Origin of the sequence: Algibacillus agarilyticus (assembly GCF_003286125.1) — a bacterium.
GTDB lineage: Bacteria > Pseudomonadota > Gammaproteobacteria > Enterobacterales > Alteromonadaceae > Algibacillus > Algibacillus agarilyticus.
This window is the reverse complement of sequence record NZ_QMED01000049.1, coordinates 1-23,475: the sequence shown is the minus strand read 5'-3', so window position 1 is coordinate 23,475 and position 23,475 is coordinate 1. Positions and strand designations below refer to the sequence as shown.

The window sequence follows — 23,475 nt, the reverse complement described above, 5'->3', positions numbered from 1 at the left end:
GCATGTGAACCCACATTATCATTCGTCGGTGTACCGCTTAATACGTTATTCGTTAGTGTCAACCAATCCGGTTTTGTTGTCGCGGTATACGTTAACGTATCACCCGTATCAACATCACTCGCGGCTAACGTGTAGCTATAAGCACTGTCTTCTGTTGCTGATGTAATACCCGATGAGGTTATCGTCGGCGCATCATTCGTATTTGTCACCGTAACACTAAAGCTTTGGTCTACTGACGCTGTACCGTCTGATACATTCAAGACAACCGCATGTGAACCCACATTATCATTCGTCGGTGTGCCGCTTAAAACACGACCCGTTAATGTCAACCAATCCGGTTTCGTCGTCGCGCTATACGTTAGGCTGCTGCTGTCTATATCTGAAGCAGAAATTGTATAGTTATAAGCACTGTCTTCGTTAACCGAGGTCAAGCCATTTGTCGAGATAGTCGGTGCATCGTTGATCGCAGTAACAGCAAGAGAAATTGTTTGAGCTGTACCTGCAACCGTTCCATCGTGTGGCGTTAATATTAAATTCGTGCCCGAATTATCATTTGATGCGGTTGTATAAGTAACATGTGACGCTGTATCAAAATAACTATTAAGTTCGGTTGGCGTACCGGTCAACGTAACACTAGAACTCGGACTACCGCTAACCGCAACTGCCGAAACAGTACTTGATGCTGAAAGGCTACCTTTACCTGAAGATGAAAGCGTTAATGTGATCGTATCGCCGGTATCGGCATCAGCCAATATCAAGTCGCTTAAATCTACGTTTGAAGATATATCTTCATTAACCGTAATTGAACTCGGTGTATTAGTTATTGTTGGGGTGCGATTTTCTAAGCCAATCGTGATGGTTGTATCGGTGCCATCATTACTCGCGGTCGCTGTAAGTGTGCTACCTGAAGAATCAGTTAAGTTTAAGGTTACGCTAGCCGAAGAAAAACCAGCGGCTTCGGTGTCAATGAGTAAGGTGCTCGCGCTACTAAATGATACATTGCTACTGGTGAATGTTTTACTAAGCACTTTTATTTTATCACCAGCCGAAAGATCGGCAATTGAATCACCATTCAATTCAGTAACCGTGCCGACTAACGTATCATCGCCCTCACCTAAAGTTACCGTATGAACCCCGGTATTCACTCTAACGGTATCAGCACCTGCCCCAACATCAATTGAACCACCGTTATCATCAGCATAAATAGTTTGCGCACCACTTGAAGCTTCAACTTTAAATACATCCGTCGACATTGCACTTAACGTTAAATTATTTGCAGTTTCAGCCGCAACAGTTAACGTTTGAGCACCGGCAGTGTCATCCGTAAAATTAAGTTCTTCAATAGCAGAAATACTTGGCGTTACTGATAAAGACCCAGCCCCCGATACAACTAAGGTATCGGTTCCGCTACCACCTACAATACTTGTCAACTCATTAAATTGTGAAGACGTTACCGCAATTGAAGCACCCGAGCTGCTTGTTGTTTTAATAACATCAGCGCTGGTTAAAGTATTTGAAGTGACATCAAGGTTAGAATCGCTTTGTATTGTTGCCGTAGCCGCACTGCTTACATCAAAACTAGAAATGCCTGATAATACAGAAGCGTTAAGCGTTAAAGTAGCATCTGAACTACCCGTTAATTGCAGTAAGTCAATCGAACTAAAGGTGTTGTTTGTTAAATCTAAACTGCCTGCGGCAATATTAAGAACATCAGTAGAAGCATCACCTAAAATACTCGGTACGCTTCCTAATAGGCTTGCAGAAATCGTTGTTGTAACCGTTGCGCCAGTCACACTATGCGCAACTAAATCATTTTGGATTGCATCCCAATTTGTAAATGTCACACCAGAAAGGTCGGTTCCACTAATAGCAGAATATTTTAAAATATCTTGATGACTTGCTTGACCAGTATAAGTTGTAAAATCATCTAAACCATCATCAGTGTTCAGCGTGATAGTGGTATCACCACCACCGGCCGTTTGCAATGTCCCGGCCGTTAACGATATAGAGGTAGCAGCACCCACATTGACATCACCCGTTGCGGTAACAACTAACGTATCGTTTCCACCGCCACCACTAAATGTAGAGCCGGCAAAATGACTCGCATTCGTTACAGTTAGTGTTTCATCTTCAGAGCCAAAAGTAATAGCAGGTGTTAAATTACTTCCCGAACTGGTATTAAATAAAACGCCAGTCGCTGTTGCAGCGGTTAAACTAGCAACCGCCAAACTAACCGTGCTAGTGGTAGTGTCATCACCATCATTTACCGATACCGTGATCACTCGTTGAGTTGTACTCGGATTAGTTGAAGCGTTTTGATAAGTTATCGTTTTTAATAACGTACCAACTTCCAGGGCACTTGCTGTCGCACCTGTAATTGTAATGGTATCGTCACCACTAATATCAGATGCGCCTGAAATGCCAGAAAGCGCATTTTGAGCAGCCGCTGATACATAAAGACCTTCAGACGTACCATCTTGATCATTCGTTAAAGCAACGGTTATAGCGGTAATTAAATCACCTGCATCAACCTCTGTAACACTTGCCGAAGACGCAATATTTAAAGAAACATCACCCTCTGTAAATGTGATTGTTTCGTCGCTATCAATGCCGGTTCCGTTACCATTGAGGTCAAGTATAGGGGCATCGTTAACAGGCGTTATACTGATCGTAGAGGTAACCGTATTACCGGTATCAGTTGTACCATCACTTGCCGACACAACTAAGCTAGTGGCCGTAACCGAGTTACTCACCGACGTAAATTGTAAATTGCTAGCGGTATCTAAATGCGTCGTTAGCGCTGCTGGCGAGCCTACCATCGTAATAGTTTGAGAGTTAATAATACCTGTTGTAACGCCAGTCCCAGCTGTCGCACTTAAAGTACCCGCGCCTACCGAGAAGGTTAACGTGGCTGTGGTTGTATCTGGGTCTGTTAACGTAAGCGCACTTAAACTAAGTCCGCTTGCTACATCTTCCGTCACAGTCAGCGTGTCTGGCGCGCCACTGATCGCTGGTGCATCATTTACAGCCGTTACATTCACGGAGAACGTATCACTCACACTTAACGTTGTACCATCCGATACGGCAAAGTTAAAGCTATCAGAACTCGCCTCGCCACCACTGTGATGATAAACCACATCGCTAGCATCTACATTAGCTTGTGTAAAGGTATCAGAAGCCGTTAACGTAGTCGTAGAATTTAATACCAATGAACCTTCATTTGGTGCTGTAGATAATGTATAGGTTATTTCACTTGCGGTGTTGTCGCCATCAGTTGTATTTAATTGGCTCCCCGTAATCGCTATCGAATTACCTTCAACCACCGTAGCAGCAGAATTAGTCGCTAATACAGGAGAATCATTAACAGCCGTAATTGAAATACTGTGAGTTTGGTTAGAAGGTGTAGATGAATCTTCATTGCCATCTTCAACCGTAAAGACAAATGAATCTGATGTTGTCTCACTACCAGAGTGAGCATAAGTAACAATACCACTCGCAATATTAGCTTGAGTAAATGTACCTGAATTAGCTAAAGCGCTACTGTTTAAATATAAGGTACCATTGGTCGGGATAGTTGAAACAGTATAAGTTACATCGCTGTCATCAACATCAGTCGCAGATAATGATGACGCCATTAACGTGACGGTAGCGCCCTCATTTACAGTTGTTGTGCTATTTACAGCAACAGTAGGGGCATCGTTTGCAGCGGTTATATCAATAGTTACCGAAGTAGTCGATACCAATGCTTCTGCTGATGCGTCACTACCTGAGATTGTTATTGTCGCTTGATTTGTACCACTTGCGTTGGCGCTAGGCGTATATTTTAAATTGGTAACGGTATCTAAATAAGTATTTATGTTGTCAGCAGTACCAACTAATGTAACCGTATCATTGGCTAACGATTCAACAACGTTGGCTTGATCAACTGGCGACGTAAATGTACCCGAACTGTTGGAAGCAAGAATGGTCAGTGTATCGCCACTATCAACATCAGCTAAGGCGATAGCACCTAATGTTAAGTTTGATTCGGTATCTTCCTGAACGGTTACACCACTTGGCGCACCCGAAATTGTCGGCGCATCATTTGACGCATTTAATGATATTGTTCCAATATCAACATCGCTGGTCGTTCCATCGTACAAGCTCATTGTATATTGCAATGAACCATTAGTATTTGTAGCAGGAACATACTCAAGGTTAGTCAATGCCGTATTTAACGCAGCAATATCTCCGGTTCCATCTCCAGTTAAAGTAACACTAGAACTATTGTTTGCTGTCGGCGTTAAATTATCGGTTGCAGTGAAGTTAAACGCACCTGAAGTTGAAGAAATAATCAACGTTGCCGTATCATCACTATCAGCATCCGATACGCTTAAACCGCTTGTTATCGATAAAGTGGTGTCTTCTGTTCCCGTTAGATTAGGTGTTGTATTAGCAGGGGCATTATTTGGAGTTGTAATATCAATAGACACTATGGGTGAAGATGTAAATGCGGTTATTCCATCCGAACCAGAAATGGTAATAGTCGCTTGGTCAGTGCCAATTGCATCTGTCACCGGGGTGTACTTTATATTACTCGCTGTATCTAAATAAGTATTTAAATTCGCAGCTGTACCAACAAGCGTAATGGCATCACCTGATAAAACTTCAGTTACATTTGCGCCATCAACAGGAGTCGAAAATGTACCTGCACTATTCGTTAAGGTTAACGTTAATGAGTCGTTATCTGAATCTGCTAAAACAACATCCGCTAACGCTAAATTAGATTCAGTATTTTCACTTACCGTTAACGTGTCTGGTGTGCTTGAAATCGTTGGCGCACTATTAGCCAATATACTGATGTCAGTTGTCACCGCACCAGTTAAGGTATCATCATTGCCAGACCATTTACTATTATCAGAAAAACGAGTAAGCCAAGCTGCGCGGCTTGCGGCTGTAATGTCATCGTTATAACCACGTATATCAAGGTGACCACCATTAGTCGTATTAAATGCAATGAATGAAGTCAATGCATTCTGACTACCCGTTCCGTCTGGTTTTTCCGACTTACTACCCGTTGACAAACCAATTGTTTCTGTTGCAGAGGACCATCCGTCTCCTGCGAGTGCTGAACTCTCACTACTCGAGTTAATACCAAATATGAAAAACGGGTTTGTTTCAGTTCCCTGGAATATAAATATTTGCTCGCTAGATCCCATTAACCCGCTCGCATAATAACCAGTATGTGTTATTTCATTTGTTATATCAGTTGAAGTTGCAACTTTTGTAAACGTTACGCTACTATTACCATCCATAGCAACTCTGATTAACTCACCGGCAGAAACTGCGCTAGCAAGCGTCCAGGTTATGTAGCCTTCGCCGCTGAGCGCGGTAGTAAATGCATTAGATGAACCCCAGCCTTTATCAGTGAATTTAAGTACAGTGCCTAAAGGTAAATCAACTAGTGGGACAAAATCAAAAAAGTCATTGTCTGTATCAAGCTTAGTGATAACCACATCGCCTTGCGCAAGGGTAACTGTAGAATCAGCGACATCAGCAATCGTTAAATTAAATGTTTGCCCTGTTAGTGAGGCTGCGGCACTATCCGTTACTGAAAAAGTAAAACTATCACTGGTTGTATCGGTACCATAGTGTAAATATTTTAATCGATTGGTCGTTGAATTAGCTAAATTAGCTCCTGTCCAAGTGTCACCGGTTTCTACCAAATGTGAGCTTGCATCAATAAGCCCATCATTATCATCATCAATAAACAACACACCGTTAGACGGTTCAGTTGTTAAAGTATAGGTAAGATCAGTAGCTGCATCTTCAACATCACTGCCTAATAACTCAGATATTGAAATAACGACGACATCGCTTTCGTTCAAACTTTTACCGGTATTAGTCGTAATAGTAGGTGAATCATTTTCACCAATAACATCGATGATAATTTCAGGTGAACTGGTTAAAGCTTCAATACCATCAGAGCCAGAAATAGTGATAGTCGCTTGATTCGTTCCGCTTACATTTAAAGCGGGGGTGTATTTTAAATTAGTTGCTGTGTCTAAATATGTATTAAGGTTTGCAGCTGTACCCACTAATGTCACTATATCCGATGCAATTGATTCAACGACGTTAGCATCATCTATAGGAGTAGAGAAAGTACCAGAGCTGTTACTAACAGACAGCGTAATAGTATTATTGTCTGTATCAGCCAGAACGGCAGTACCTAATGTAAGATTCGACTCTGTATCTTCTGTAACCGTAAGCGTAGCAGGTGCAGATGTAATGGTAGGGGCATCATTAGCGGCCGTAACTGCGGTTGTATTGATGGCGCTTTCAGTCGCTATACCTGAACTATTAGTATTAACAGGGGTTACTTCAAAACTAATAAAGTTGCCTATATCAGCCGAAACCAGAACATAAGTGGAACTCGTCGCCCCACTTATGGCGGCTTTACCTGTTCCACCGCTATCACTTGAACGATACCATTTAAAGGTAGATCCACTTTCTGCATCACTATCAACATCGCTGTAAGAATATGTGCCCGTCAGTGTTTCATCTTCTTCAAGCGAGCCACTAAAAGCAACACTAGATGCCGTGGGTGCATCATCAATAGCGGTAATATCGAGTAAAATGGTAGGCGAAGTTGTTAAATTAGCAGATGAAGCATCATTACCTGTGATGGTTAATGTTGCTTGCGAAGCACCATTTGCATTTAAAGCTGGCGTATATTTTAAATTTGTCGCAGTATCTAAATACGTATTTATATTATCTGCAGTACCAACTAAGGTAACTATATCGCCAGATAACGACTCGACAACATTAGCCCCATCAACAGGTGTCGAAAAAGTACCAGCACTGTTACTCACTAAAATCGTTAACGTATCACTACTATCTACATCGGCAACAGCCACAGCACCCAACGTTAAATTAGATTCAGTGTCTTCGGTTACGGTTAAAGTACTTGGCGTACCTGAAATAGTAGGCGCATCATTTTCAGCCGACACATCAATAATAATGCTTGGTGTGCTAGTTAAACTAGCAGTTCCATCAGTACCCGATATCGTTATCGTTGCGTAGTCAGCTCCATTTGCATTTAAACCAGGAGTATATTGTAAGTTACTTGCGGTATCTAAATAAGTATTTAGGTTGGCAGCAGTACCAACTAATGTAACTGCATCGCCCGACAACGACTCTGTCACATTAGCGCCATCAACCGGTGTAGAAAAAGTACCAGCACTATTTGTTAAGGTAATAGAAAGCGTATCGCCATCAGTATCGGCAAAAGTGGTAGCCGCTAACGTTAAATCAGATGCGGTATCTTCGGTTACCGTTAATGTTGATGGAGTGTTAGAGACGGTTGGCGCATCGTTACTCACTAGGCTAATATCGGTTGTAACCGAGCCTGTTATAGCATCATCGTCCCCACTCCAATTACTATTATCTACGAAGCGAGCTAACCAAGATGTTTTATCTGTTGCGGTTACAGAACCATTGTAGGCTCGAATATTTAGGTGGCCACCATTAGTTGTGTTAAATGCAATAAACGACGTTAATGCATTTTGACTACCTGTGCCACTAGGTTTTTCCGACTTGTTACCCGTAGTCGTCCCAATACTTGCCGCATCTGTTGACCAACCGTCACCATCAACTGCGGTTGTTTCGCTACTTGAATTAATACCAAAAATGAAAAATGGATTCGATTCAGTCCCCTGAAATATAAATATTTGCTCACTCGTACCCATTAACCCGGAAGCATAATAGCCGGTATGGGTTATCTCACTTGTAATGTCTGTTGAAGTAGCGACTTTAGTAAATGTTACACTACTATTACCCGCCATAGTGACTCTAATGAGTTCACCAGCCGAAACAGCGCTTGTTAAAGTCCAAGTAATAAACCCCTCTCCACTTAATGCGGTCGTGAAAGCGTCTGATTCACCCCAGCCTTTGTCCGTAAATTTTAGAACAGTTCCAACGGGTAAATCGACTAACGGGATAAAATCAAAAAGGTCGTTTTCACCATCAATTTTAGTGATAACTACATCACCTTGCGCAAGGGTAACTGAAGAATCAGCGGCATCAGCAATGGTTAAATTAAACGTCTGGCCAGTTAGTGAGGCAGCAGCACTATCCGTTACTGAAAAAGTAAAACTATCACTGGTTGTATCAGTACCATAGTGTAAATATTTTAATCGATTGGTCGTTGAATTTGCTAAATTAGTGCCCGTCCAGGTGTCACCACTTCCTACCAAATGCGAGCTTGCATCAATAAGCCCATCATCATCATCATCAATAAATAAGACGCCGTTAGTTGGTTCCGTTGTTAGTGTATAAGTTAATGCGGTTGCCGCGTCTGAATCATCGCTGCCTTGTAATTCAACAGTTGAGATAACGGCTACATCACTTTCAGTTAAGCTAACACCGGTATTAGTCGAGATAGTTGGGGCAGAGTTAGCAGCAGGTGCTTTTATCTGATCAACGGAAAAAGAGGCTACCGTGATATACTTATCACTCGGAGCAGAACCGTCAAAAGTTATTATTAATTTTTTGAGATCTTTACCCGCCCCAAAGGTACTAGACACATCAAAGCTATCAACATCATACGCACAAAACGCGGCTTGAGAAGTGACGGAAAGTGTGCTTGTTCCCGCTAGAGAGTCGTTAGCATAGTAACCTTTAATTGCTACATTCACTGTTTGTTCAGTACCAATACATGCGCCTTCAAAACCAGCCTGTAATTCGATTGCATGCATTTCAAATGTAGCAGCATTAGTGCCATCCGTCGCAATCTGGAAGCTTCGATAAAATTTATTTAGTCCAGGGCTAGGACCTTTTACATATAGGTTGGCACCTGAACCGGAAGCGTATAGGCCAATAACACCACCGCTAGTATCAGTATAAATAAAGTTATTATCAACACTGGTGATTGATGCGACGTTGTATTGCCCCCCTTTTGCATCATAAAGAGAACGCAAAGTTCTCTGAGTAACGGCTAATACACCAGAAAAGTCCTTCAAAGCAACAGAATTAAACAGTGGTTCGCTTTCAATATTTCCTCTTGCTACTTCTAACTGCCAGTCACCACCTTGCTCTTTATTACCCGTTGGGTTGTTTGACGCTACAACATCAACATTGGCGACTGATGCAATAAGCTCAAGAAAGTTTTCGCCTTGTTTTGAACTGGCTAAATCACAGCCATAAAGTAATACATCACCACCATCAATCATAGCGTTATCAAGTTGTGCTAACGTCGTAATTTCTGCTTTAAGTAAAGCTTCGGTTATTTCACTGTTACCTAATTTTAAAACACCTGCACTGGCATGTGACACGATGTGAATAGCAGCAAGGTTGGTGTACTGACTTAAAACATTTTGTAATTGCTCTAAACCATTTTTATTTGATTTAAGTTCAACTACATCAACACCAGGTTTTAATTGCTGATAAAATAAGTGCTTTTGCGGAACCGCTTCATCAATAATAATTAATTCATTAGCCAGTATCGCTTGCTGTAATTCAATTGAACGATCGATCAATTGATAACCTGTTGCAGTATTAGCTAAAGACGCGTCTGAACTCAATAACTCGATGTCGGTTATTGGTTCAGCTGCTTGTGGGGTCATTAAAGGTGAAAAAGATACATGCTCATCCGAGAATGAAGCGGAACGTTTAGAGTCAACAGCACCCATATTAGCTATAGGCTCTGATGAAAGTGTCAAAGATAATTGGTTTTGTACTGAATTAGGCGTCGCTTTATAGCCATTTACATCGATTACATTTAAATAACTATCAGTCTGTATATGACCTTGTGCGAGCCCCAAAGGTAGCATAGCTGTCACAACACTATTTAATACATACTTGTTCATTTTGTTTGCCTTATCTTTTAATTTCCATCACAGCTACCGCTGAGATTTTAGCTATTAATAACAAAACGAAATTCATCAATAGCTTGTTAAATTGTTTAATCAGAGCTTTTTTTGGGCGCTAAAATGCTAGCGGCGCTGCCAGCGGTATCTTGCCAAAAAGCCATTTCACTGTATTTTTTAAATAAGTCCGGCGGAATAATGCTTCGCCTAGGCACAAATTCGACTTTTTTCTTAACGGTATGCAGGTTTTTAACCCCGAGTAGACTATCAAACTCGCCTTCTTCATATTCAATTTGATTAAAGTTGTGCTTATATTCATCTAAAGAAAGAAATTGATATATTAACTTCATTGCCTTTTCAGGGTGCTGTGCTAGTAAATCATAGTCTACAAGTAATATTTTGTCGGAGTGTTCTCCGTAAAAAGCCTCTTTTAATGCAGACCAAGCTGAGCCAAATATGCCGCTGCCTGACATGATTGATTCACAACGACTGTAAACTGTCTGACGGTTTTGTGGGGTATACATTCGGCTATATTCAAAAGGGTTTTTACGATAAATCACTTCAAAACTGTCAGCTATCCAGGCAGGGTTTCTAACACAACAAATCATTTTAAAATCATCAAATAGTTCAATTAGCTGATGTAATCTAGCTGTCCAAATCCTGTTTGTATCAAAAATTGTTGTTTTATCTGAATGCTCAGCATAATAAGAATTGAAGATAGCATTGCACAAGTGTTGGCGTTTAGCATTATCAAAAAACGTATAAAATTCGCCACCGGCTCCCACTTGTTCTAAACACGAATTCATTAATGCTGCAACAGGGCTAGACATACCAGCATGAAAAGCAGGATTCTGCTTGAGTAGCGCCGCTAATAAAGTAGAGCCAGAGCGAGGTAGCCCTGATATAAAATGAGGTTGCCTAACCATGAAAGCTCCTAAATATCAACGATCTGCTCCTTTAGCATGTTTACGCATACGTAAATTTTTTAACGGTAGTAGTTAATACTAGTTTAATTACAATAAAAATACACTATTGACACCAAAAGAATAGTTAATTAATTATCAATTGATAACTAATTGATAATTCTCATATAAACCCTATTTTTTTAAAAATAAAATAAGCGGTTATACCTTTAGGTTATTTGTGGATTTAAAGCTATAATATCTTGTAATTAACATCAATGACATTACCTTTATACTTTTATACTTGTGATGGTAATTTAAGCCAATTAAACTGTCTTAATTACACTTTATAGTCTATATGTTAGAGAAACCGTTTGCTTCTTCATCGCTCAGGAAAGCCCACATGATTAAAAAAATATCTACAATGATAATTAGTGGCGTATTGTTCGCCTTTTCTATATCACTATTTGCTGTAGAAATATCAGGCAGCAACCAAAGTATTCAATTTAGCGCATTACCTAAATTTGTTGATCATGTACTGATAAACCAAGGTGACTTGATATACAAAAGCCCTAACGGCCAATTTAATAACGATGCAGGCTTTAAAGATGGTCGCTACAGTTATCAAATAGTGGCTCAAACACCTGTTGATTTCACGCTTGCCCCCGCAGACTCTTTAAATAATGGCAGAAGCAATGATGCTCGTCAGATGTTTACCGGATTAAAAACAGTAAAAAGTGGTTCATTTATGATTGACCAAGGCCAAGTTGTTAACCCGAAAGAATCTGAGAAGGCGCGCTAAAATGTTCAATATATCAAAAATAAAATATTATGGCTTGGGCTTAGCTTTGACAATAAGTTCTATCCATGTTTTAGCCGATCAACGGATCCAAGACGATTTAATTGTAGTGGGCAGCCAATGTGTTGGTACGGATTGTGTTAATGGTGAAAATTTCAATTTTGATACAATTAGACTCAAAGAAAATAATGTAAGAATAAAATTTCAAGATACGAGTAGTTCTAGCTCATTTCCGACAGTGGATTGGCAAATAACAGCTAATGACTCTACAAATGGCGGTTTAAATAAATTTTCTATTGAAAATATAGATCGCTCAACAGTTCCATTTACGATAATTGACGGAGCCCCAAGTAACAGTATTTATGTTGCGTCTAGTGGCTACGTCGGTTTCGGTACCTCAACCCCCATAATGAATTTGCATACAGAAACTAGCAACAGCCCAACTCTTCGGTTAGAGCAAAATCAAGGCGCGGGTTTTGCGGCCCAATCATGGGACATTGGCGGTAATGAAACTAATTTTTTCATACGAGACGTTAACAGTGGAGGAACACTCCCGCTCAGGATTAGGACAGGAGCTCCTAATTCTTCTATTTATGTTGATGTCGATGGCGATATTGGTTTTGAAACCACAACCCCTGACGGGCAATTTGACGTTGCCCACTCTTCAGATGCAAATAACCATGCTTTTTTAATTTCACCAACCAGCGACGTTGGTGTCAATATTGATAACGGCTTTTCACCATTAGGCTTATTTGATGTTCAATCAACAGGTGGTATCTCTCGCTTTATTGTAAAATCGACTGGCAACGTGGGTATAAATACTGGCACCTCAGGCGTTATTAATGGGATATTCGATATAAAAGGCACGGATGCAACGACAAACTATTTTAATGTCGACAACTCAGGTGATATCGGTATTGGTACAAACTCACCAACCGGACGATTAGAAGTTAAAAGCACTGATGGTACAACAAATTATTTAGCAATTGATTCAAGTGGTAACTTAGGTGTGGGCACTGCAACACCTGGCGGACGATTTGAGGTTAAAAGCAGTGATGGTAATGATAGTTATTTGCTAGTCGATGGTACCGGAGATGTAACCATACCTAATGATTTAACGGTAACAGGCACCCTGAACGCAACTGTAGCCGTTAACGCAAGTTCAATTGATGGTTTTAGTGTACTAACAACATCATTAGTTGAAACATCTGGCAATTTAAAAGTTAATGGAACCTTACAAGCAACTGGCAATGCGACATTTGACAGTGATGTATCTATTGATGGCGAGTTAACGATTGGTGGTGACACCTTAGAAGATTTTGTCGATAACATTGCATCAAGCAAATATATTAAGAACATTTGGTTTGATGTGGACACGTTTGATACTTTAGATAAAGTGAGTAAATTAGAAATTAGCCAATGGTCATATAAAAAAGATGACGACAGCTTAATGCACATTGGGCCTATGGCAGAAGACTTTCACGATGCTTTTGGCTTAAATGGAGACGTAACAGATAAAATTGCGATTGTCGATATAGCAGGTGTTTCATTAGCCTCAATACAAGCATTAAACACAAAGCTATACGAACAAAATAAAGAGATCGTTAAGTTAAAATCTGAAATAGCAGAAATAAAGAAAATGCTCCTTGAAATTAAAACCAGATAGGAGATATTAGCTATGTATACGCAACCCTTGATCAATTACATGTTCGACTATCAAAATAAAAGTAAGGTTAAACAGCTACTTTTGTATTGTTTATTATGCACTTTATTAATCATTTCAATGTCAAATGTTGCACAACCCAAGCTATTGGATGTTAAAGGGTTAGGCGCAGGTACTTATAACAGCCAAAACACCTTGCTCTTAACAGCAAAATTTTCAGAAAATGTTAACCATATAGTGATCCCTGATGATGGCTTACCTATGCTGGTTTTAGGTTTAGATTCAGGTAATGCATATGCTCAATATGCTAACCATTCAGGTAATGAAATAGCATTTACTTATCAGCCCAGTTTTACTGACTTTACTAATGGCACGGTGCAGATCGTGGATTTTGCACAGCTGGAATTTAGTCAAGCTGACGAATCTATTATAAAACCTATTATTGAAGAAAAAATCCAACTAGATAACATTATTATTCAGCATAGTAATGTGGCTGAACTGCCTGCCCCTAAAGTGTACTTTCCCGGTGATAATTTAGAATTCAAACTGCGTTGGGGCGGTGTTAGCGCTTTAACAATGACCAGGGGAACACCGCAACTTTCGGTTACACTTGGCACACAACAGCATCTGCTTAACAGTACAATAAACAACCAAGGCGAACTTGTATTCACTTATGAAGTCACAAATCAAGACACTGGGTTTGATAAAATCATAGTGCATAAGTTACTCACCAATAATGTCACCTTGGTTGGCGTTTTAAATAAAAAATTCGATATAAATTCAACTAATCATTCAGTTGAAATAACAAATGCACAGTTTGAATATTCAGGTTTATACAGTGCTAGCCATCCAACTCAAATTGGCCTTTCTGATACACCTAAAATAATTAATATTACCCAAGAATCAATTGAAAATGCTCAAGCCGGCGATACGATAACATTTACAGCTGATTTTTCGGGCAATGTAACCGTTAACGGCAGTCCTAATTTAACCATTACCATTAATGGCCAGCAATACACTGCAACCTATGTAAGTGGTTCAGAATCAACACAACTTACATTTGAGTTAACCTTACCCATTGCGTTAGTGAGTTCAAAAGATATTGCATTTAGTGCTATAGATACCTCAAATGGCAGCTTAACTTCAGATTTAGGTGATGCAGTTAATGTTGAATTAGACAACTTAAATAGCACTACCGGTAACGTTCAATCTATTGTGCTTGCAACAAACGCCCCTGAAATTGTTAATAGTAGCTTTGATATAAACATTAACTTAGCTGTTGCTGATACCACGTTTAGCCAAGATAACCTAGATGTGATAAACGGTGATATAACCGCATTTTCAGGCGATGGTTTAACCTATAAAGCAACAATTACCCCGATTGAAGATGGTCAAGTAACCGTTAGTGATAAAAAAACACTCATCGCCAGTAGCGATGTTAATCAATCTATATTGACCCGCTTATATGATGGTACAGCCCCCACAATGTCGGCAAGCTACCCAGCCGATCAGCAAAAAGAGATTACTAGCCAAAATACCAGCTTATACCTAGAGTTTGATGAAGCTATTGTATTTAGTGAACTCGACGCGCCTAACATCATTGTGCAGCAAGTATTAGCTGATGATTCAGAGGTGAACACACCTCATATAAGTACGATCAATGAAGACACAATTAATATTGCATTTAGCAACAATTTAGTACCAGATGGTCAATACCAAATAATACTAAGTGCAAATTCTGTATTAGATAAAGCGGGTAATTCTTTTAATACAGAAGCTCATCAAATTAACTTTATCACCGCTAATATCCAGCCTATTGCTAACCCAGATGTAATATCAACTCAAGAAGATCACAGTATATTAATTAACGTTGTCGATAATGATTCAGATATAGAAAACTATCTTGATATTACAAGTGTTAATGTTTTAAGCAACCCAAGTTTAGGCGCTTTAACGCTCGATAAAAACCAGGGTCAGTTACTTTATTTACCCAATAACAATTTGACTGGGCAAGATGTATTCAGCTATTCGATCGCTGATTTACAAGGCAAAACATCTGAACCGACATCGGTTAATGTACAAATAGCAGATGTTAATGATCCCCCAGCATTGAACACTAACAACAAAACGATTGAACTCCTCACCGGAGCGCAGTTCTCTTTACCGTTAACAATATCAGATGTTGATAGTGAGGAACATACGTTATCTATCGTTAGTGGACCTGAGTGGCTATCAATTGATTTAAATAATAATTTAATGGGGACTGTACCCAATAATGAATTAGGTTCGCGTTCGGTAACTTTTTCAGTATCGGATGGTATTGATTCAACCTTACAATCATTAGATTTAACGCTTGTTGCGATAAAAACACAATTAGATGATCTAAATATTGCGTGGAACAAACAAGCTGGCCTAACTAACCAGCCAATGCAATTAAGTATTGAACCCAAAAACGCCGCACTATCCACACAATATAAACTTGAAATTAGTTTTGATACGTTAGCATCGGTTATAAATTGGAGTGACACTTGCCAACAAATAGAAAATCACCGTTTAAGTTGTACCATGTCAGGTACTAATAAAAGCAATGTCACTCTATTACCCCTTGCCTCAGGGCAATTAATAACCCATATAAATGTATATCAAGCAGAACAAACAACTTTAATCGCGCAAGTTAGAAAAGATATCAGTATTGCTAATCAAATATTACAAACAGCAACTAATTCAATATTAACCGATAGCAAGGTGACGGCTATTGTTAATGCTGAGCTAAACGATAAGCACACGGGCTTAGAAACCGTATTAGCCACTCAATCAGGTGAAAACGTAAAAATTGTCAACATCGAAACTAATACACTTATCAGTGCCATTAATAATACGGGTGAATCAATATCTCCATTAATCAGTGATATCGATCAAGATGGACTTCAAGATATTATTATTGTAAATAAGTGGGGTGAACAATCTGGTTATTATAAAAACAACGGTAATAGTACGTTTACACAGATTAAATCATTCGAGTTAGCGACAGCCGCTGTATTGCGCGATATAAACAATGATTTACAACCTGATCTGGTTCTATTAACCAATACAGAATTAAGCGTTTATTTGAATGATAGTGGTCAATTTAACCAAAAGTTAACTTTACCACTAGGTGAGCAAGTATCATCCTTTGATATTGGTGATATTAATGGCGATAAATCAGCTGATTTAGTATTTGTTCGACAACAACAAAGTTTTATTATATTTGGCTTATTTGATAAATTAACCCCCGTATCGGCTAACGACTCAAATAACGACTCTCAATTAGCGACTGCCGCTAATGGTGTTTCTGAACAATTAATTTCTGATTCTGTTAGCGCTATTGTTCTAGCTGATTTAAACCTTGATGGTAATCACGATATTATTATTGCGAATAACATGGTAGCGAATAACATGGTAGCGAATAACGTGCCAGATAGCGATGAGGCTATTGACGAATTACAAGCAGTGAGCTTATTCAGTTATAACAACAATGATAAGGCGTTCAGTCAGCTCGGTAGTTTTGGTGATTCGCAAGTAACAAAGTTAAATGCTGCCAAATTTGATCAAGATGATGCGATTGATATCGCCTTACTATACGCTTCTGGTGCTTATCAAGTTTTCTTAAACGAAAATGCGGGCAAACAATTTGAAGCAACACAAGAACTCATTATTCAATCCAGTTCAGTTGTTAATACAAGCGATAACAATCAAGATTCGATAACCGATATTATTAGTTATAACTCGCGCTTATCACAGTTAGATGTTTTTGCTGGCCAAGGTTCAGGGCTTTTTGCAACCAGTCAAAATAATATCGATTTAGCAATTAATTTACAGACCGAGATTGTTATTCCTGCAAATGGCGCTGAGCAACACCTTGCTGTGACCCTACAAAATAACAGTGCTTATGATGCAAACGATTTACAACTCGTTTATTCCAACACAAATGATATTAATATCTCAAGTAACGGGGTGTGCAGTGTTAGCGACGAAGGCGCTAATGTTTGCTCATTAGGCGTTTTACCCGCCGAGCAAGAAATACAACTCGACCTCTACTTAAGCAGTATGTCATCACTCCCCTCTTCAATCACTTTAGTCGCGAGAGCACTTGAAATTGATAATAGCCTTGAAAATAATAGCTTAACCACTGCTGTTACAATTAATACTCCCCCAACTGCTAATAATGACAGCTATACAGTCAATTCAAATGAAACAACAACGTTAGACGTACTTAAAAACGATGCTGATATCGACGTATCTGATACTTTAAACTTAACATCAGCAAGTTCAACTAACGGCAGCGTAAGCATTATGGCCAACAACCAAATTAGCTTTAAACCTAATGATGGTTTTTCGGGTGATGTCGTTATTGATTATGAGATTAGCGATAGCTTTGGCAATACTTCAAACGCCCAAGCTAACGTGCAAGTAACAAATACCAATAATGCAAGTGGTGGTTCGATTCCACTGTCATTCATTATTTCTTTTATACTTCTTTTGCTGTCAAGACGTTCAATTAAGTTTTCAGGCTTAAAACAACAATAAGAATTAACGGTAGTATTGGGATATTACACCTATGACTAAAACTAATTTAGTGCATAAGCGCATTTTTACGTTTATGCGCTTTGCAACACGCTTATCCACACTCCTATTCATATTATTGCTAGCGAGTTTTAGCCAGCAAGCATTAGCTGGCACCCCAACTTTTTCAGCTTCATTTTCGCCGACAACAATCGCCCCAGGGGCAACTTCAACTTTAACCTTTACAATAGATAACACGGCTAATGATGTAGGTGTCAGTGACACTGCTTTTTCGGTTACCTTCCCTTCAGGTATGACCATAGCATCACCCAGCAATGCAACAACTGATTGCATTAATGGTAACTTTACGGCGACAGATGGTAGTAGTTCAATTAGTTTTAGTGATTATCGGTTAGGAACAGGAACAAGTTGTACATTAACGTTAGACGTCACGAGTAGTACAGTAGGGTCAAGCATATTAACAACCGACGCTTTATCAACAAGTGCGGGCAGCTCAGGTACCGCAACTGCCACCTTAACCGTTGACTCTAGCCGCCCAGGGTTTTCGATGGCCTTTTCGCCAAGCACAGTAGCACCAAATCAAATAAGTACACTGACCTATACCATTGATAATACTTTGAATGGTTCTTTTGCGTCATCTCAGACATTTAGCCATACATTACCCACAAATTTGACTTTAGCTACAGACTACCTGGGTGATAACACTTGTGGTGGTGGAATAACAGCAGAAAGCGGAGGTTCGAATATCAGTGCGGCCGGCATGTTAGTTGCGGCGGGAGCTTCTTGCACAGTAAGTGTTAATTTAATATCTGAAAATGCAGGTATTTATAATACGACCACAGGAGATTTGTCTACAAATGGGTTTAGTCTGAGTGCGAGCGGATCAGCAACAGCTTCGCTGACTGTTGAACAACCTTTTATGTATGCTGCATTTCCCGATAATGCATCACCCGGTTCCAGCATAAATTTAACTTACACATTAATAAACAATAGTAGAGACAATGATGCCACAGATATCACCTTTACTAATGATTTAAACGCTACCCTTTCGGGTTTAACGGCAACAGCATTACCCTCATCGGGTTTTTGTGGTGATGGTTCAACAATTACTGGCTCATCTATTTTAACTATTGCAGGAGCAAACATCACCAGTGGTGAATCTTGTACCTTCTCTGTTACGGTATTAGTTCCAAGCAACTCAGCAGCAGGCACGTATACCAATACCACAAGTACCATAAACTTAACGCTAGGTTCAGCAACAACTAAAACAGCGGTAACGAATAATTTAATAATTAAAAAAGCCCCAACAGTAACCGCATTATTTATAGATGATCCAGTCAGTGCCGGTGCTGACGTTACACTTCGCTATACTATAACTAATACTGATACGGCAAATAGTATATCAGACATCGCCTTTACCGAAGATGTGAACACAGCAGTCGGAGGTATGGTTGTTAAAACACTACCAAGTGCAAACTCTTGTGGAACTGGGTCAACTTTCACCAATAGCACATCTGATGGTAACACTTATTTTGTTAAGGTTAGTAGTGCCAATTTAGTTGCAGGCGGAAGCTGCACATTTGACGTGATATTAACTGTGCCCAGTGATGCTCAACCTGGCAGTTACGATTTTACAACCAGCACAATTAGTGCTACAAATTCAAGTAATACTGTATATGGTAGTGCAGCAACCGACAGTTTAGTTATTGTTGCTGCACCTAGTTTAGCAATGTCCTTAAGCTCATCTTCAGCAAACCCGGGCGATAGTGATATAACCGCTAGCTTTACACTTAATTACAATCAAAATGCAGCCGCCGATGTAACAGGGGTAGGCTTTACACTTGATTTGAACTCAGTTTTAACGGGCTTAACCTCAACAACAAGTTCTCAAAGTGATATCTGCGGTAGTGGATCTAGCTTTAGTGGCACATCGACTTTGACTTTAAGCGGTGCAACACTATCTGCCGATACCAGTTGTACTTTTTCAATTACTTTATCCGTGCCAAGCAATTCAACACCTGGGACTTATCCTTTAACAAGCTCTAGCATAACCGGAACAACCTCTAGTCAATCTGTTACATCGAGCGCTACAACGGTGACTTTGCTCGTTTCAGGGTTAACATTTACCAAAGAATTTGTTACAAACCCTACTCTTCCAGGATCATCCAGTACAATCAGATATACAATAAGTAATGCGGCAACAGCACAAACGGCAACCTCAATTCAATTTAGTCATAACTTATCACAAATAATAAGTGGTATAACAGCACTACCATTACCTACAACTCCTTGTAACGGCTCTTCTACAATAACAGGACCCACTAACTTATCGTTTTCAAATGGCGAACTAAATCCAGGAACTAGCTGTACATTTGATGTGCCTATTTCAATTCCAGCCGGTGCAACAGAGGGTACATACAATAGTGTAACAAGTGCAATGTCCGCTACTGTCAATGCTAATAATACGAGTACAGAGGCAGCCTCAGCTCAATTAACAATTGAGCAGTTAACAGCAGCATTATCAACAACGGTCGTGGGTACAACCAAAACAACGCCTATTCCTGTATCCATAAACTTTAGCCGCAGCATTAGTAATTTTGTAGCAAGTGATTTAGTTGTTGGTAATGGTACGGCAGCTAACTTAGCGGGATCGGGTTTAGCTTATACCGTAGAAATAACCCCAACAGCGACGGGAACCGTCACAGTTGATCTGCCAGCTGATGTTGTCGATGATGCGGTCGATAGCAGCGTAAAAAATCCAGCTGCAACCCAACTTAGTATTGATTATGATGCGACGGTTGCTTCTCCGCCTAGTATTAGTGCTATATCGTCGCCTAACCCTACAGGGCCAGTAGCCAGTGGAAGTATTGCTTATACCGTCACATATGCTGATGCAGATGAGATAGTACTTGCCGCGAGCCATGTCACACTGAATGGCTCAGGGGTAACAGCTGACGTTGCGATATCGGGTTCTGGCACAACAGAAAGAACTGTTACGTTAAGTAATTTAAGTGGTGACGGCACCATCGGTATCACAATTAGTGCAGGAACAGCAAGAAGCAATTCACATACAGATTTAGCAGAAGCATCAAGCGCATCGACAACCGTAAGCGTTGATACCGTTGCCCCTACTATTACGATCACAAGCGATGATTCCGCACTTAAAACAGGGGACGTAGCAACCCTCACATTTACATTAACAGAATCAACAACCCTATTTACCGAAGCGGATGTTTCATATACCGGTGGTTCACTTTCTGGTTTTAGTGGTTCTGGTACAAGTTATACGGCTAGTTTTACCCCAACAACCTCAAGCACAGCAAATGCTACAATTAATGTGGCTGCAAATAGTTTTACTGACAGTATTGGTAATAATAATACAGCAGCAACCGAGTTAAGTTTACCGGTAGATACTGTTGTTCCTACTATTTCTATCAGCAGCTCTGATTCAAATCTACAGTCTGGTGAAACGGCAACGTTAACCTTTAATTTAAGTGAAAGCGCTTCAAATTTTGCCATCGACGATATCACCGTAACCGGCGGATCACTGGGTTCACTATCAGGCTCGGGTGCAAGCTATTCAGCGGTTTTTACACCTACAACATCAAGCACAACAGCCGGCACAGTCAGTGTTGCCGCTAATAAATTTACAGATGCAGCCGGAAATAACAATACAGTATCAAATGAGCTAAATTTAACCATTGATACTGCTATACCTACAATTTCAATTAATAGTAGTGATTCAACCTTAAAGGCAGGCGAAACGTCAACGCTGACCTTTACGCTCAGCGAAAGTAGTTCAGACTTTACTATCGATGATATAACAGCCACTGGCGGTACATTAGGGAGTTTTTCAGGTTCAGGAATTACTTACACCGCTATTTATACCCCAACAGCTTCAAGTACAACGGCAGGAACAGTACTTGTATCGGCTAATCAATTTACTGATGCGGCGGCTAATGCGAATACCGCATCTAACACTATAAACTTAACTATTGATACACTTTTACCAACGATTGCAATCAATAGCTCTGATTCAACCTTACAATCAGGTGAGACTTCGACAATTACCTTTACCCTTAGTGAAAGTGCCACTGATTTTGCCATCGGGGATATTACAGTAACTGGGGGTACACTAGGCAGTTTATCAGGCTCAGGTACAAATTATTCTGCTGTATTTACGCCTACAACATCAAGCACAACAGCCGGTGCTATTAGTGTGGCCACAAGCACCTTTACAGATCCTTCAGGTAATGCGAATACCGAATCAAACACCGTTGATTTAACCATTGATACACAATTACCAACGGTGACAATCACCAGTGATGATTCAGAACTCAAGATAGGTGATGTCGCTACCATTATATTTACCTTAAGTGAAACGAGCACTGACTTCACATCAGCAGATGTTGATTTTGCAGGAGGTACTTTGCAAAACTTTGTTGGGTCAGATAAAACGTATATTGCTTCATTTATTCCAACCGCAGATAGTACAACAGCGGGAACCATTGATGTAACAGCTAATAAGTTTTTAGATAGCTCAGGTAATAGCAATGAAGCCGCAACACAACTTACGCTGACAATAGATACATTAAAACCGACGATCAATATTAGTAATTCTGATTCAGCCTTACAGTCAGGTGAAACGGCAACTATCACCTTTACGTTAAGTGAAACCGCAACGAATTTTGTCAGCAGTGACATCACTGTGACTGGTGGGTCACTTGGTAGCTTATCAGGCTCAGGCACAAACTACACAGCGGTCTTTACCCCGACAGATTCAAGCACAATCGCGGGGACTATCAGCGTCGCCGCTAATACGTTTACCGATGCGGCCGGTAATGCTAATACCGTATCAAACACCGATACTTTAACCATTGACACCGTTATTCCGACTATTGCCATTACAAGCTCGGTGCCCGATTTACAATCAGGTGAAACGGCAACCCTGACCTTCACGTTAAGTGAAAGCGCGACGAATTTCACCATTGACGATATCACCGCAACCGGTGGGTCACTCGGTTCATTATCCGGCTCAGGTGCCAGTTACTCTGCCGTATTTACGCCAACAGTATCAAGCACGACCGCCGCGAGTGTGAGTGTTGCAGCTAGTACTTTCAACGATGCTGCCGGTAATGCCAATACCGTATCAAATACATTAGGATTAACGGTTGATACTGAAGTGCCAACCATCGCTATCACCAGCACTAGCAGTGCCCTTAAATCAGGTGAAACAACAACTATCACATTCACCTTGAATGAAACCGGCGCAAGCTTTGCCCAAAGTGACATTACCGTGAGTGGTGGGTCGTTAGGCTCACTTTCTAATTCAGGTAATATTTATACTGCGACCTTTACACCGACCGCCTCAAGCACAACAGCTGGTAGCATTAGCGTGGCCGCTAATACCTTTACGGATGCAGCCGGCAATGCCAATACCGTTTCAAATACCTTAGGGTTAACCATTGATACCGTCGTTCCTACTATTTCGATTGTTAGTTCAGATTCAACCTTGCAATCAGGTGAGACATCGACCCTGACCTTCACGCTCAGTGAAAGTGCAACTGATTTTACTATCGGGGATATCACGGTAACTGGGGGCACATTAGGCAGTTTATCGGGCTCAGGTTCTAGCTATTCAGCCGTCTTTACACCAACGGCGTCAAGCACAACTGCGGGCAGCATTAGCGTTGCGGCTAATAC

General features: G+C 40.3%; 6 protein-coding genes. 4 read left to right on the top strand and 2 right to left on the bottom strand.

Annotation, left to right across the window (positions count from 1 at the left end; translation table 11 throughout):
- On the bottom strand, positions 1 to 9,845 hold a 9,845-nt coding region (locus DPX34_RS20750), incomplete at its 3' end, for a cadherin-like domain-containing protein (protein ID WP_157964810.1).
- Between the two features lie 95 nt (positions 9,846 to 9,940).
- Positions 9,941 to 10,771: a sulfotransferase family protein gene (locus DPX34_RS20745; RefSeq protein WP_111980338.1), complete on the bottom strand. Its 831-nt coding sequence runs from the start codon at positions 10,769 to 10,771 to the stop codon at positions 9,941 to 9,943.
- A 379-nt stretch (positions 10,772 to 11,150) separates the two neighbouring features.
- Here DPX34_RS20745 and DPX34_RS20740 point away from each other — a divergent pair, with 379 nt between their 5' ends.
- From DPX34_RS20740 to DPX34_RS20725, 4 genes are all read left to right on the top strand, one after another.
- Positions 11,151 to 11,549, top strand: a complete 399-nt coding sequence (locus tag DPX34_RS20740) for a hypothetical protein (protein WP_111980337.1) — start codon at positions 11,151 to 11,153, stop codon at positions 11,547 to 11,549.
- A 1-nt stretch (position 11,550) separates the two neighbouring features.
- Positions 11,551 to 13,212: a tail fiber domain-containing protein gene (locus tag DPX34_RS20735; RefSeq protein ID WP_111980336.1), complete on the top strand. Its 1,662-nt coding sequence runs from the start codon at positions 11,551 to 11,553 to the stop codon at positions 13,210 to 13,212.
- A gap of 12 nt (positions 13,213 to 13,224) precedes the next feature.
- The gene (locus tag DPX34_RS20730; protein WP_111980335.1) at positions 13,225 to 17,775 is read left to right on the top strand and encodes an Ig-like domain-containing protein; all 4,551 of its coding nucleotides are present in this window, start codon (positions 13,225 to 13,227) and stop codon (positions 17,773 to 17,775) included.
- Between the two features lie 31 nt (positions 17,776 to 17,806).
- On the top strand, positions 17,807 to 23,475 hold a 5,669-nt coding region (locus tag DPX34_RS20725; RefSeq protein WP_157964809.1), incomplete at its 3' end, for a beta strand repeat-containing protein.

What these genes read in the sequence shown, in the direction of transcription:
- DPX34_RS20745 (WP_111980338.1), bottom strand. Translation starts at nt 10,771, where the DNA reads ATGGTTAGGCAACCTCATTTTATATCAGGGCTACCTCGCTCTGGCTCT.
- DPX34_RS20740 (WP_111980337.1), top strand. Translation starts at nt 11,151, where the DNA reads ATGATTAAAAAAATATCTACAATGATAATTAGTGGCGTATTGTTCGCC.
- DPX34_RS20735 (WP_111980336.1), top strand. Translation starts at nt 11,551, where the DNA reads ATGTTCAATATATCAAAAATAAAATATTATGGCTTGGGCTTAGCTTTG.
- DPX34_RS20730 (WP_111980335.1), top strand. Translation starts at nt 13,225, where the DNA reads ATGTATACGCAACCCTTGATCAATTACATGTTCGACTATCAAAATAAA.